The organism is Planococcus versutus (assembly GCF_001186155.3).
In the GTDB taxonomy this organism is placed as follows: Bacteria; Bacillota; Bacilli; order Bacillales_A; family Planococcaceae; genus Planococcus; species Planococcus versutus.
In genome coordinates, this window is the sequence record NZ_CP016540.2 from 401,657 (window position 1) to 416,341 (window position 14,685).

Here is a 14,685-nt window from a genome sequence, read left to right on the forward strand (position 1 = left end):
CTGATGAAAAAATGGCTCTTTCGTATAATCTTAAGTATCCTTGCCGTCGTCTTAATTGCATTCTTTGGTTTTTTTACTTATGCTCAATTTGATTATGAACCAAGTGTTTTACTAATGGAGAATGTGGATGTCCAAAAGATTGAAAGCGATGGGGAGGGATTAATATTTCAACCCGAAGCGCCAAATGGTAAAGGAATCATTTTATATCAAGGAGCTAAAGTTGAAGAAGAAGCCTATGCTTATTTAGGACAAACTCTAAGTGAGCAAGGTTTTTTGGTGTCGATTCCTCGTATGCCTTTAAACTTTGGGATTCTGGGTTCTAGGACGGCCGAGGCCGTGATTACGGAACACGCTGAAGTAGAAGAATGGTTTCTTGGAGGGCATTCTTTAGGTGGCGTTGCTGCTTCTTTTTATGCAGAAGACCCATCACCAAAGCTTAAGGGATTGTATTTTCTAGGATCTTATCCTGCAAGCGATTTTTCGGAAAGCGACTTAGCAATGCTCTCCATATATGGAGAATTCGATGGCTTATCAACAGTTGAAAAGATTAAAGAAAGCCGACAACTATTTGTAGAAGAAGCTACTTTTATGGAAATAAAAGGAGGCAATCATGCGCAGTTTGGTTTATACGGTGAGCAAAAAGGTGACAACCTAGCTGAAATCACGCCTATCGATCAGCAAGATCAAACAATCGCTACTTTAATAAAATGGATAAACGAAAACTGACACGGATTTACCGAGTCAGTTTTCGTTTTTTATAATTTGAATACAAAAAATGCTAAAAAGATGGCAATAATAACGAACGTGTTTACCACAAAAGAAGCGCGCTTACTGACAGGCTCATCAAGTGAAGGGAAACGATCGACCACTCGCATAGCACTATAAATAAGAGCGACTAGAATAAGTAATGTCACAATCAAGTTCATATCATAAATACGTACATCGATAAAGCGGATCAGTACGACTGAAAAAGCTAAGATGATGCCATTTACTAAGTTTTTTCGTTTCATAAATACTCCTCTAATTCATGTTCAAGAAACGGTTTAGCTGACAATAATGATGTAAATTGCTGATAGCGTTGGAATTGGCCAACGGCTGGTTTTTTACCTGTTTTATAAGCACGGATTAAAATATTTTTAGGCGTATGTTCCATATCGATAAACTCCATCAACTGTGTTTCATAACCGACAAGCGACAAGAGTTCGGCACGGATTGAATCGGTTGCAAGTGCACTAAAACGCTCTTTGATTAGGCCGTGCTGAAGCATGATGCCGAGTTCCGGTGCGTCAATTTGACTGTTTAGTTCATGCTGGCAGCAAGGAACACTTAAAATCACTTGGGCATTCCATTTGACAGCACGTGATAACGCCATATCTGTTGCAACGTCACAAGCATGTAAGGTAACAACCATATCGACAGCTGACTCATTATTGTAGTCATTAATGTCACCGACCAAAAATTCAAGTTGCTCATACTCAAGGTCTTCAGCAATTTGCTGGCATTCTTCGATGACTTCTTTTTTCAAATCGAGACCAGTAACGCGAAGATCTAATCCTTTTTCAATACGCAAATAATGGTACAATGCGAAAGTTAAATATGATTTTCCAGAACCAAAATCGAGTATGCGGACGGTACGATCTTGTGGTAAATAAGCGAGCGTATCATCAATATATTCGATAAAACGATTGATCTGACGGAATTTATCGTATTTTTGCTTTTTCACTTTGCCATCAGTACTTTGGACACCAAGACGTATAAGAAAAGGGTAAGGCACACCATCTTCCAATAAATAGTGCTTTTTGCGATTATGCGATAATTCGACTTGTTGAGTTCCAGTTGGTTCTGCTTTCCAATTAACTTTCAACTTTTTAGAAAGCTGAATTTGAACTTTTTCGTCTATGAATTGAAAAAGGCCTTGTCGGAAATCAGCAAATAACGAAACTAGTTTTTCTGCAGCTTCATCAAGTAAAAGATTTTCGTGTTTCAAAATGCGTTCATATTGGTATTCGAATTGAATCCAGTATTCTTTTTTTATTTCAACAGGCTTTAACTTAATCCGTTTTATGTCATTTGATTTTAATCGAGGTTGGCTAATAGTTGCAGAAACAAGTTGCTGTTGAAAAAGTCGATCTGCTAGTTGGTCATGCATTGTTTGTAAGTCCATGGTCGATTCCTTCCGTTTTGTGTAATGATTTTAGTGTAGCATGTAGTGTCTATAAAGAGCGAGTTGTCTTGTTTTTAAATCGGATAGGTTCTGTTGATTCGGAATTTTGTGCTAATATAAAAGAAAATAAAAACGTTTTCAACTAGGAGGATGTACAATGGATATTCTACATAAGACGGTTGGACAAATCGTAAAAGAACAAGCGGAACAAAATCCGGAAACAGAAGCATATGTTTATCCAGAGCATGGAATTCGGAAAACATATAAACAATTTGATGAAGAAACGGATCGTCTAGCTAAAGCATTTATTGGTAGTGGCGTTGAAAAAGGCGAACATATCGCTATTTGGTCCGACAATAAACGTGAATGGCTATTGAGTCAGTTTGCCACAGGAAAAATGGGTGGGGTATTGGTAACTGTGAATACGAGTTATCAATCAACCGAACTAGAGTATTTGTTGAACCAGTCAGACGCAACGACGTTGATTTTAGGAGAAGAATTTAAAGGGACGAATTATATAGATATTTTGAACACAGTTTGCCCAGAATTGAGGACAGCTGAAAAAGGACACGTTAAAAGTGCCAAATTGCCACATTTTAAACGAGTAATTGTTATGAGTGGAAATAGTTATCCAGGAATTTATACGTGGCAAGAGTTTGAGGCTTTTGCTGAAAATGTCAGCGACGCTGAATTTCAAAAACGCTTTGATTTAATGGATCCTGATGATGTTATCAATATTCAATACACATCAGGAACAACGGGATTTCCAAAAGGAGTCATGCTGACTCATTTGAATGTCGTCAATAATGGGAAATTAGTTGGCGACACAATGAGTTTAACGGAAAAAGATCGGTTGTGTATCCCTGTACCATTTTTTCATTGTTTTGGCTGTGTTCTTGGAACAATGGCGGCAGTGACACACTCGACAACGATGGTGATCGCAGAGCAGTTTGATCCAAAACGTGTACTGCGAATGATAGAAGATGAGAGATGTACCGGACTTCATGGAGTGCCAACAATGTTCATTGCAGAATTAAATGATCCAGCGTTTTCATCATTCGATACATCGACTTTGCGGACTGGGATTATGGCCGGATCGTCTTGCCCAATTGAAGTAATGAAAAAAGTCATCACTGATATGGGAGTGTCGGAAATCACGATCGCCTATGGGCAAACAGAATCGTCACCAGTAATTACACAAACACGTGCAGATGACGATATTGAAAAACGTGTCTCAACAGTTGGAAAGCCACACACTGGAGTAGAAGTGAAGATTATCGATTCGGCAACAGGCGATAAAGTAGAAGTAGGAATGCCTGGCGAACTTTGTACGAGAGGCTACCACGTTATGAAAGGTTATTATAAAAACGAAGAAGCAACAAGAGCTGCTATAGATTCGGAAGGATGGCTTCATACAGGAGATATAGCGGTTGAAGATGAAGCGGGATATATTGCGATTACAGGACGTATTAAAGATATGGTGATTCGTGGAGGAGAAAATATTTACCCGCGTGAAATTGAGGAATTTCTTTACCAGCATCCATCTGTTCAAGATGTTCAAGTTGTTGGAGTACCAGATCCGAAATACGGCGAAGAATTGATGGCGTGGATCATTTTAAAAGAGCATGAGCAACTAAGTGTCGAAGAGTTAAAAGCTTATTGTAAAGGCAAGATTTCTCATCATAAAATCCCACGTTACATCGAATTTACGAAAGAATACCCAATGACTGCTTCCGGTAAAATTCAAAAATTTAAGTTGCGTGAATTGTCCATTGCGAATAGTCAAAAAGAAGAAGTCTAAACGTACAGAGTAGTTTGAGAAAAAAGCGTCTTTCGAGGCGCTTTTTTTAGTTAGGTATAGAAGAAGTGCTTCTTAATGAGCCTGTTAGTTTACACTTTTATAACAAAGGGGACATAAGTAAAAGAATAGCTTTGTTTATTGTTATATTCGTAAAAAATATTTTAATGGTAAATTAATAATTTTCTCGATATAATATACATACTATTATAGGTAATAAAGCATGGTATTTAAAAATTGTGGCTTGAGAGGATGTTAGTAATGATTGAAGATGGAGAGCTAGCTATTTTCGAGTCCGAACTCATTAAACTAATGAACGAATACCGGAAATGCGTAGATCATTCATTAAAAGTGAAAATTCACGAAGATATTGCTTGGTTAAAGACAGTTATTATTTCAGCAGGCACTTATGAACACCAATTGAAAATGAACGATTTGGAATCTGTATAGCATTTTGCTTACAGATTTTTTTATGTGTTCAACTAATAATGATTTGTGAACAATACTGTAACAAAGCTTGTCAAAAATTCGCTTTGCGTGGGCAATCGACGAGGGTTTCAGTAAGGGGTGTTCTATAATGAAAGGAGATAAAGCGAGGGAGCGAATGGTATGAACGATTTAAAGCAATTGGCATTTCAACGAAAAAGCACAATGACATTTCTAGCTATGATGTCGATTTTAAAAGGACTTGCCACAATCGGACAAGCCTTGTTTTTCGTGATAATTGCAGATCGTGTTTTTCTTCAACATGCGACTTTTGAGAGCTTAATGCCGTTTTTTGGTGGACTGATGATGTCGATTTTACTACGGGCAGGATCAGGATATGCTATAGGAAAAGCAGGAGTCGATTTGGCTGCTGATGTAAAAAGTGAATTTCAAAACAACTTAATTCAAACATTCGCTAGCAATCCATTGCTTACTGCAGCGCAAGGTCAGTCGGGTCAGAAGGTAAGTTTGTTACTGGACTCCGTAGATGAAGTAGATGGTTTTTTTAGTAAATACATTCCCCAAATGATTCAAACGTATATCATCCCTGTCATTTTACTAGGCGTTATTTTTTCGCAAAATTGGACAAGTGGCGTCATCATTGTAATTACAGCACCATTTATTCCGCTTTTTATGGCGTTGGTTGGAAAAGGAACAAAAAAGAAAGCCGATGAAAAAATGGAACAACTCAGTCGCTTTTCAGGAACATTTTTGGATGTTTTACAAGGACTATCAACGCTCAAATTATTTGGACAAGCTGAAAAACAACAGCAAGCCATTCAAAAAAGTAGCTTAAATTTTCGTGACTCTACAATGGATGTATTAAAATCAGCTTTTCTTTCTTCTCTAATGTTGGAGTATATTTCCATGCTGAGTATTGGGATCGTCGCATTAGAAATAGGGCTGCGACTTGTCGTGTTTGATAGTATCAGCTTTTTTACAGCGTTTTTCATTTTAATTTTAGTACCTGATTTTTTTAACTTGCTAAAAGATTTTGGCAGTGCTTTTCACACAGCGAGAGGTAGTTTATCAGCAGCAAAGCAATTGTCTACCGAACTGGAAAAACCTAAAGTCGATTTACTGTGGGGCAACGAATCGATGGCACAAGAGCCACCACATTTGTCACTAGAACAATTATCTTTTCAATACGCAGAAGGATTCACTCTGGCTTCGCTCAATGTGGAGATTCCACCTTATAGTCAAGTGGCGATTGTTGGAAAAAGCGGTTCAGGCAAAACGACATTGATGCATCTGCTAGCAGGTCTTCTTCCTCAAACAGAAGGACGCTTTGTTGTGAATGGGATTGCTCGAGAAGACATCAATGAAAAATCTTGGTTTGCTCAATTAAGTTACATTTCTCAACATCCTTATCTTTTTGCAGGTACCATCCGGGAAAATATAAAAATGGGAGTAACGGATAAAGTAAGCGATGAGGAAGTTTTAGCTGCAGCTAAAAAAGCGGGCATTGCAGAAATGGTATCGACGCTTGAAAAAGGGTTTGAAACACCAATTGGTGAAGCCGGTCGCGGATTGTCTGGTGGAGAAAAGCAGCGAATCGCACTTGCGCGGGCTTTTCTAAAAAAACCAGCGCTTATTTTATTTGATGAGCCAACAACAGGCTTGGATTTACAAACAGAGAAAATTTTGCAAGATTCACTTCGTGAATTGCAACGGACATCGACGGTTATTACAGTTGCGCATCGACTTCACACCATCAAAGATGCTGATTTAATCCTATTTTTAGATGATGGCAAACTAGATGCTAGCGGAAGTCACGAGGAGCTCTTAAAAACTTATATTCCGTACGAAGAAATGCTTGCAGCACAGCAAGGAGGTGGTTTGCAATGAGCGAATTAAAGCATATTTTAAAATTGACATTGCTCGAAAAAAAGGATGTGCTAATTGCTATCTTTTTTGGGTTTTTAGCAGGCATTGCTAGCGTAGCGTTAATGGGGTCAAGTGGTTATTTGATTTCAAAAGCTGCTTTAACTTCTCAGATGACTACACTTGTTGTCATGGCTGCATGTCTAAAGCTATTTGGGTTCGCATCAGCACTTAGCCGTTATGGAGAGCGTTTGTATTCTCATCGCGCAACATTTACCATGTTAAGTCATTTAAGAGTGTCATTTTTTGAACGTCTGTCACCACTCGCTCCAGGAATATTCAGCAAGTACAGAAGTGGCGATTTACTATCACGAATTGTTGGTGACGTTGAAAGCTTGCAGAATTTTTTGCTGCGTGTTTTTTATCCACCTGTAGTGCTCGGTATCGTCTTTTTAAGTGTAGTTTTCTTCACTTCGTTTTTTTCACTAGGTATTGCGATTGTGATCTTTATTGGAATGTTGCTGACAGTTGTGGTTGTACCAGCTCTTTTTTCCAGTAGAAAACGTCATGCGAATGGACAAGTTAGAGCGCAAAGAGGGAATTTTGCGATTGAAGCAACTGAATTTCTTTATGGGTTTCGCGATTTGCAAATACATCAGCAACTTGGAGGAAAAAAGCAACAATTGAAAGATGACGCAGCTCAATATAACGAAGGCCAACGAAAAGAAGGATTAGAGGAAAATTTGGCTCAATCCATCAATGCCTTTGTTGCTTTACTTGTTTCCTTTTTTGTTTTGGCTGTGGGCGCATACTTTGTTGCAGCAGGCGAGTTGAACGGTTTGTATTTAGCCCTGCTTGTGATGATTTCAATTGCAGCTTTTGAAAATGTGGCCCCAATGGCAGCTTTCCCGACTTATTTTGAAGAAAGTCGAAAAGCGGCTGTTCGTTTAGAAGAAATTGTAGATGAACCTATTTTACAGCGAGGAACAGAAGCTGTACCGAACGGACCGCTTGATATCAAGCTAACAAACGCGTCATTTCGTTATCCAGGTGAGCAGGATTTGGCAGTCGATCGAGTTTCACTTCACTTGAAACCGGGAACGAAAACAGCGATTGTAGGACCAAGTGGCTCGGGTAAATCAACTTTAATGCAAGTATTGCTAACTGTTTTCCCGCTTAGTCAAGGGCAATTATCAATTGGGGGAAAATCTGCTGAGACGCTCATGCAAGAAGGCGTTTGGCAAGAAATGAATATCGTTTTGCAGGAAAATCATTTTTTTTATGGAACGATTCGTAGCAATTTATTGATTGCTAATTCTGCCGCAACAGATGAGCAGCTAAATCTCGCATTGATGAAAGTTCAATTAGATAATTTTTCATTAGACATAAAAGTAGAAGAAAAAGGTCAAAATTTGTCTGGAGGACAAAAACAAAGACTGGCCATTGCGCGCGCACTCGTAAAAGGGAAATCACTTTGGCTTCTTGATGAGCCAGTTTCATCGGTAGATAGTGTGACAGCTCTAGCCATCTATCAGCAACTGTTTCAGCAACACAAAGATGATTTATTTGTCATCATCAGTCACGATTTGGCAGGTCTTGAAAAAATGGATCAAATTGTTGTGATGGAAAAAGGCCGTATCGTAGAAAGCGGATCTTACGACATGCTAATGGCTAAAAAAGGGTATTTCTACCAGTTAAAACAAATAGAAAACAGCGTATTCGTATAGAAAAGCGTAAGCGCCCGTGTAGATTCGACGGGCATAAGACGAGCCAACAGTGTGGCGCACTTTGCCACGCAGTTGGAATGGCTTATGACCCTAGAATCTGGGTGCTGAAGCCTGGACATAGAAAAGCGTGAGCGCCCGTGTAGATTCGACGGGCATAAGACGAGCACTAAAATTTAAAAGAAACTACTCCATAAGTCACTAAAAAACCCCATCGAAGAAACGATTGATGTCTTCGATGGGGTTTAATTTGTATATCCGTCTCCTAGCGATGAGATCGATTGTAATGAGAATTAGACAATTGTTCCATGCATAAAAAGCCCTATCAACAAAAGCTCATAAAAATGACTTTCTGGACAGTGCTTTTACTATTCACCGAACATCTCCTTAACTTTATTTCAATAGTCGGTTATTATCTTTTTTTGCATCTTCTAATTTAAGTTGTTCAAGCTCTAAGCGCATTTTCTGTGTTTCAATCACAAAATTATCATGTTTTAATTTTTCAAGCTCCAGTTCACTTTCAATCATTTTACTTTTTAGCTTGGATTGACTTTGAAGATGGCTAGTAATAATGCCAGCTAGTGGAATTGAAAAGACCATAATGACAGCAATCATGCCAGTCATACACGTCACTCCATTCTGATTTTTCTGTCTATTCTTATTATACACGTATTACTTGTAATTTTAAAAGAAGAGATTTTTAAAAATACATGACAACTGTCATATAGAAATATAGACGTTTGTGTCTTATGTTCAGGTGCCCTTCCCTTTATGATTAAGTTAATAAGTTATCCGGACCGAAAAGTCCGCTGAAGGAGGAATTTGAAAGCATGAGCAGAGAAAAAACAGCACAGTTACGCAAATTTGTTGCCCCTTTCGAAAAAGCAGACGTAAAATCGAGTGTTAGACAAATATTAAATACAATTCCACCTTTTATCTTGGCATGGTTCTTGGCTTACCAAGCACTTGATGTCTCAATTTGGCTAACAATTGCATTATCAGCAGTAGCCGCAGCATTCGTCATCCGTACGTTTATCATCTTCCATGATTGCACACACGGATCGTTCTTTAAAAACAAAAAAGCAAATGCTGTTGTAGGCACAATCACAGGCATTATGACACTTTTCGCTTATGAAAAGTGGAAACGCGAACATTCGATTCACCATGCTTCAAGTGGTAATCTTGATAAACGCGGAGTTGGCGATATTTGGGTTATGACGATTGAAGAATATGTAGAAGCTTCAAAATGGGAACGTTTCAAATACCGTATGTATCGTAATCCTTTAGTTATGTTCGGATTCGGACCTCTATTCTTAGTCTTGATTTCAAGTCGTTTCAATCGTAAAGACGCACGTAAAAAAGAACGCAACAATACGTATTTAATCAATATTTCACTAGTGGTCATTTACACGCTGTTAATCTTAGCAATTGGTTGGCAGGCATTTCTAATCGTGCAAGGAACAACAATGTTCATCGCAGGAGCACTTGGGATTTGGTTATTCTATGTTCAACACACATTTGAAGATTCATACTTTGAAGACGAAAATGAGTGGGATTATGTAAAAGCAGCAATCGAAGGAAGTTCGTATTACCAACTTCCAAAAGTATTGCAGTGGGTGACTGGCAACATCGGCTTCCATCATGTGCATCACTTGAGCCCGCGTGTACCCAATTATAACTTGGAAAAAGCACATGAATCGACACCTCCACTTCAACGAGCAACAACAATTGATATTAAATCTAGCCTTAAATCATTGAGCTATAAATTATACGATGCACCAAATAAAACTTTTGTTACATTTGGTGAAGTCAAACACTTATTAGTCAATGCGAAGACGGCTGAACAATAAGAAAACATAGAGAAAAAATCATTCTTCAAGGAATGGTTTTTTCTTTTGCTCATTATTTGCTATGATGAGATTACATAGAAATGAACAGGAGGATCTTATGCAAAGTTGGTATCAAATATTTCCTAAAAATCCTTGGCTGAGTCTCTATGCGTGGGTGATCTTTTGTATTTTGCCATTCTTTTTTATCTTTCGTTCTTCTTCGCTACCTGAAATTATTTTCGGTATTTTGCTCTTGTTGCTGTTTTTCATAGCTTATCGACTGTCTTATAACTCCAGAACTGGCTTTGTGTATGTCTGGGTAAGTTTTGAAATAGCCATTAATATTGGCATGATTTTCTTATTTGGTTATGTGTATCTATCTATTTTTGTCGCTTTTTTCATCGGCAATTTACGCAATAAAGTTGGGTTTTTTATTATTTATGGCCTTCATATCGGCATGACGATTGCAGCTGTTGTATTTGGCTTTTTTGATCATAGTGAATTGTACCTTTCTCAGTTGCCATTTATTGTGCTTAGCATATTAGGTGTTATTTTATTGCCGTTTAACACGTACAATCGAAACAAGCGTGAAAAATTGGAAGGGCAACTTGAAGATGCTAACAAACGAATTTCACAGCTTGTTATTATTGAAGAGCGTGAACGAATTGCTCGTGATCTACATGATACACTGGGACAAAAATTATCTTTAATTGGTCTGAAAAGTGATTTAGCGGGTAAATTAATTTATCGGAATCCTGAGTCGGCTTTAAATGAAATAAATGATGTTCGGCAAACAGCACGCACTGCACTAAAAGAAGTGCGTGAATTAGTGTCTAATATGCGCGGAACCAAATTGGATGAAGAGCTTTTGCGCGTCCAGCAAATTTTAAAAGCTGCGGAAATCGATTTTGTGTTTTATGGCTCTACACAGTTAACGAATACACCGTTATTGGTCGAAAATGTTTTAAGTATGTGTTTAAAAGAAGCGGTAACAAACGTTGTCAAGCACAGTGGTGCATCGCGTTGCAGTGTGCTGATTAAGCAAAATCCGGAAGAGCTTCTTGTGCAAGTACAAGATGACGGCAATGGATTTCCAGAAGGCAATACGTCTTTGCAAGGCAATGGACTAGCGGGTATGCGAGAACGCCTGGAGTTCGTAAACGGTTCAGTGGATATCAAAATAATGGATGGAACTACTTTAAATATTAGAGTCCCAAATGTAATTCTCTATAGTTCAAAGGAGGTTATAAAATGATTCAAATCGTATTAGCAGAAGATCAACGTATGATGTTAGGAGCTTTAGGCTCGCTGTTGGATTTGGAAGAAGACATGGAAGTAGTAGGAAAGGCTGCAAATGGAGAAGAAGTTATTGAACTTGTCGAAAAAATGCAGCCTGATATTTGCATTATGGATATTGAAATGCCGTTAAAAAGTGGATTGGATGCTGCAGAAATTTTAAAAGATCAGCCGTGTAAAATTATTATTTTGACCACATTTGCGCGTTCAGGTTATTTTGAACGTGCGAGAAAAGCAGGGGTTAGTGGCTATTTGTTAAAAGACAGCCCGAGTGAAGATTTAGCTACGTCAATTCGAACAATTATGTCGGGACGTCGCATTTATGCGCCGGAATTGGTGGACTTAGCTTATGCAGACGAAAATCCATTAACGGAACGTGAAAAACAAGTTATGGAACTAATCGCCGAAGGCCGCAGTACGAAAGAAATTGCTAAGGAATTATTCATTACAACTGGAACAGTTAGAAACTATATTTCAACCATCCTAGACAAATTAGAAGTTGGAAATCGAATCGAAGCCATTTCTCGTTTTAAAGAAAAAGGATGGTTCAAGTAAAACGCCGCTGTCAAATGACGGCGGCGTTTTAACGTTATTCGTAAAGTGTGTCTGATAAAGAGCCGTTTTCAGTGTAAATATGAAGCTCTCCGTGATTTTTATTCGCATAGCGTTTAGCTTCTGACAGTAAGCTTTCTTTTGTTTTTTCGATCAAAATAGCTTTTTTACTGTCTTTTTTCTTTAATTGCCAGCCATCATTATGTTTTTTTATCTCGTAAATAAGTCGATCTTCATCGCCGTTTTCAGTTTTCTTTGCCTGGTTTAAAGCGATAGGGATAGCGCGGTCTTCTTTATAGCCATCGCGAAGCAATGCGTTCGCGATTTCAATGGCTTTGTTCCGGACAGGAGTGTCCAGGTTTTTAAATGAATCTGGATAATTATCCTTGCTCCATGGCATTAAAAATCGCCTCCTTTTTGTGTTGATTCCCGTTTTGTTTTAAGAAAAAACCATAAATGAAGGCTTTTAATGTGTTTCAATAATGTTACACTGTTAAACAAGGAGGGGATAAAATGACAGATACAACCTATCAAATCATTGCTTTAGCTGTTTATCTGGGCGCCATGCTTTACATTGGCTGGTACGCTTATCGAAAAACTGCCAACTTATCCGATTACATGCTTGGCGGAAGAGGACTTGGACCGGCAGTTGCAGCACTTAGTGCAGGCGCTTCGGATATGTCTGGATGGCTATTACTTGGCTTACCGGGTGCAATTTACCTTGGAGGATTAGTTGAGGTATGGATTGCTATCGGGTTAACAATTGGTGCTTTTTTAAACTGGTACTTTGTAGCACCACGTCTCAGAATTTACTCGTTTGTTACTAGTGATTCGATTACGATCCCAAGTTTTTTGGAAAATCGTTTAAAAGACAAATCACGGTTATTAAGAATTGTTGCAGGCATTATTATTTTGATCTTTTTCACATTTTACGTTTCATCCGGTATGGTAGCCGCTGGTTTGTTCTTCCAGAGCTCTTTCGGAATGGACTATCATTTAGGACTAGTGTTAGGCTCAATTGTAGTTGTAGCTTATACGTTGTTCGGCGGTTTCTTAGCTGTCAGCTATACGGATTTCGTACAAGGTATTATGATGGTGCTGGCGTTAATTGCAGTACCAGTGGTCGGGATCTTCGCGACCGGTGGATTTAGTGATACAGCAGCAAGCATTCGTGAAGTAGACCCGAATATGCTGAGCTTGGTTTCTGGAGCTTCGACAATTGGGATTATTTCTGCAGTCGCTTGGGGTCTTGGTTACTTCGGACAACCTCACATCATTGTTCGCTTTATGGCGATTAAAACTTTAAAAGAAGTTCGTGTAGCTCGTCGTATTGGTATGAGCTGGATGATTTTTAGTCTTCTTGGAGCAACTGCAACAGCGCTCATTGGAATTGCTTACTTCCAGCAAAATCCTTCAGCGACGTTAGTAGATCCTGAGTCGGTGTTTCTTGATTTGAGTCAAATTTTGTTCCACCCATTAGTTGCAGGGTTTGTATTGGCAGCTGTTTTAGCAGCTGTTATGAGCACGATTTCTTCTCAACTTATCGTAAGTTCGTCAGCACTTATTGAAGATTTGTACAAAATTGCTTTCAAAAAAGAAGCGTCAGCAAAAGGGTATGTAACGCTTGGACGAATCGCTGTAGCATTGATTGCTGTTATTGCGGCTTTCCTAGCTTGGGAACAAAACAATACCATCTTAGGCTTAGTTGCTTATGCATGGGCTGGGTTTGGTGCTGCTTTCGGACCGATTATCTTGTTATCTCTGTTCTGGCGCAAGTTGACTTCAAAAGGCGCGCTAGCTGGAATGATTATCGGTGCAGTTACGGTGATTGTTTGGGATTCAATTGGTACAGTCGCAGACGATCCTGGAGCAACTGAAATGACAAATTTCATAGGCAGTGTTTATGAAATCATTCCTGGTTTCTTCTTGTGTCTACTTATAACTTGGGTTGTGAGTCTGATAACATACAAACCAGATGCGCAGATTGAGAAAGAATTCGATGAAACAGTTCGTTTAATCAACGAAGATAAGTAATATGAACACCAAAAAGGCGTACAGCACTTCTGCGAGGAAGTGCTGTACGCCTTTTGTTCTTTTATTTAATGATTTGGGAAGGCTATAATTTTTGACATGCAGTTTAGGTTTTATATTAATGCATTTGTATTCTCCTGGTGTTTTCTTTAAACGCATAAAGGGAACCTGATAAGTGATGGCGAACGGTAATAGATAGACAAAAATAAGTGAGGTGCACTATGAATTTGGATCACATTGTTCATTTTGTTCGCAATGACACACGGGAAACCGCAAGCTATTGGCAAGAAAAAGGTTTGCCAGCCTCTCTAGGTGGGCAACATATCGGTTGGGGAACACAAAATGTGTTGCTGTATTTACAAGATTGCTATATCGAATGGCTATCAGTCGAAAAACTAGAAATCGCAAACGATGCCGATCATCCATTAACACGTCTTTTGATGCATGATCAAATAGGTTTTGGAACTATTTGCTTACGGACTAAAAACATTTCAGATGTGAATAAGATTTTACAAGAGCGTGGAATTGAAACAACTGGAGTGCTTGACGCACAACGTCAAACTACAGATGGTGAACTGATTAAATGGAAAATGCTATTTATTGTTGAGCAAGTATCTAGCAGCTTGCCTTCTCCATTTTTTATTGAATGGCAAGAAACAGATGATCAGCGATATAACAAGTTAAGAAACAAAGGAGCTATTCGAGCAGTCAATGAAAAGCTAACTATGGATCGCTGTGTGTTTGGTGTCTGGAATCCAGAAGAAACCGAGAAATTATGGAAGAAAATTATAGGTGATAACTTAAAATTAGAGAATTGTCGCATTGAATTTAGAAAAACAGATCAGCCAAAAGAACGGTTAGAAGAAGTTTATTTTAGCGAAGGTACAGAAGAGCTAAAATTCGAACAAGGGCGTTATTGGTTACCACGCCTAGAGCTAGATAAAAAAGAAACTATGATAAAATAAATAAACTGAATAGGAA

Annotated in this window: 14 protein-coding genes; 10 read left to right on the plus strand and 4 right to left on the minus strand. The window is 38.6% G+C overall.

Annotated features, from left to right (window positions below; translation table 11 throughout):
- The first annotated feature begins 3 nt into the window (after positions 1-3).
- Positions 4-726 carry an alpha/beta hydrolase gene (locus I858_RS02150; RefSeq protein WP_049693975.1) on the plus strand — a complete coding sequence of 241 codons (723 nt, stop codon included), beginning with the start codon at positions 4-6 and terminating at the stop codon, positions 724-726.
- A 29-nt stretch (positions 727-755) separates the two neighbouring features.
- Here I858_RS02150 and I858_RS02155 read toward each other — a convergent pair whose 3' ends face one another.
- Positions 756-1,010, minus strand: coding sequence for a hypothetical protein (locus I858_RS02155; protein WP_049693974.1), 255 nt, complete (start codon positions 1,008-1,010; stop codon positions 756-758).
- Complete coding sequence (locus tag I858_RS02160; RefSeq protein WP_049693973.1) at positions 1,007-2,164, minus strand: class I SAM-dependent methyltransferase; 1,158 nt, start codon at positions 2,162-2,164, stop codon at positions 1,007-1,009. Before I858_RS02160 ends, I858_RS02155 begins: the two co-directional genes overlap by 4 nt.
- Before the next feature lie 157 nt (positions 2,165-2,321).
- Between I858_RS02160 and I858_RS02165 the strand changes: the two genes are divergently transcribed.
- The 4 genes from I858_RS02165 (at position 2,322) to cydC (ending at position 7,999) form a co-directional block, all read left to right on the plus strand.
- Positions 2,322-3,965 (plus strand): AMP-binding protein, encoded by a 1,644-nt coding sequence (locus I858_RS02165; protein ID WP_049693972.1) that lies wholly within the window; start codon positions 2,322-2,324, stop codon positions 3,963-3,965.
- A gap of 258 nt (positions 3,966-4,223) precedes the next feature.
- Complete coding sequence (locus I858_RS02170; RefSeq protein ID WP_049693971.1) at positions 4,224-4,412, plus strand: hypothetical protein; 189 nt, start codon at positions 4,224-4,226, stop codon at positions 4,410-4,412.
- Positions 4,413-4,571: 159 nt separating this feature from the next.
- Positions 4,572-6,296, plus strand: coding sequence for a thiol reductant ABC exporter subunit CydD (gene cydD, locus I858_RS02175; protein WP_049693970.1), 1,725 nt, complete (start codon positions 4,572-4,574; stop codon positions 6,294-6,296).
- Complete coding sequence (gene cydC, locus I858_RS02180; RefSeq protein WP_049693969.1) at positions 6,293-7,999, plus strand: thiol reductant ABC exporter subunit CydC; 1,707 nt, start codon at positions 6,293-6,295, stop codon at positions 7,997-7,999. Before cydD ends, cydC begins: the two co-directional genes overlap by 4 nt.
- 390 nt (positions 8,000-8,389) lie before the next feature.
- On the opposite strand, the gene I858_RS02185 is transcribed toward cydC, so the two are convergent.
- Complete coding sequence (locus tag I858_RS02185) at positions 8,390-8,620, minus strand: hypothetical protein (RefSeq protein ID WP_049693968.1); 231 nt, start codon at positions 8,618-8,620, stop codon at positions 8,390-8,392.
- Positions 8,621-8,826: 206 nt separating this feature from the next.
- Here I858_RS02185 and desA point away from each other — a divergent pair, with 206 nt between their 5' ends.
- The 3 genes from desA to I858_RS02200 all read left to right on the plus strand — a co-directional run bounded on the left by desA (position 8,827) and on the right by I858_RS02200 (position 11,676).
- Entirely contained in the window at positions 8,827-9,846 is a 1,020-nt protein-coding gene (gene desA / locus I858_RS02190) for a Delta(5) desaturase DesA (RefSeq protein WP_049693967.1), read from the plus strand.
- A gap of 97 nt (positions 9,847-9,943) precedes the next feature.
- Positions 9,944-11,080 carry a sensor histidine kinase gene (locus tag I858_RS02195; RefSeq protein WP_049693966.1) on the plus strand — a complete coding sequence of 379 codons (1,137 nt, stop codon included), beginning with the start codon at positions 9,944-9,946 and terminating at the stop codon, positions 11,078-11,080.
- Complete coding sequence (locus tag I858_RS02200; RefSeq protein ID WP_049693965.1) at positions 11,077-11,676, plus strand: response regulator transcription factor; 600 nt, start codon at positions 11,077-11,079, stop codon at positions 11,674-11,676. The genes I858_RS02195 and I858_RS02200 overlap by 4 nt, the downstream gene beginning before the upstream one ends.
- Before the next feature lie 34 nt (positions 11,677-11,710).
- Here I858_RS02200 and I858_RS02205 read toward each other — a convergent pair whose 3' ends face one another.
- Complete coding sequence (locus I858_RS02205) at positions 11,711-12,073, minus strand: DUF2188 domain-containing protein (protein WP_049693964.1); 363 nt, start codon at positions 12,071-12,073, stop codon at positions 11,711-11,713.
- A 113-nt stretch (positions 12,074-12,186) separates the two neighbouring features.
- Between I858_RS02205 and putP the strand changes: the two genes are divergently transcribed.
- Together putP and I858_RS02215 are read left to right on the plus strand one after the other, a co-directional pair.
- Entirely contained in the window at positions 12,187-13,707 is a 1,521-nt protein-coding gene (putP, locus tag I858_RS02210; RefSeq protein WP_049693963.1) for a sodium/proline symporter PutP, read from the plus strand.
- 218 nt (positions 13,708-13,925) lie between these two features.
- Positions 13,926-14,669, plus strand: a complete 744-nt coding sequence (locus I858_RS02215) for a VOC family protein (protein ID WP_049693962.1) — start codon at positions 13,926-13,928, stop codon at positions 14,667-14,669.
- Positions 14,670-14,685: the final 16 nt, after the last annotated feature.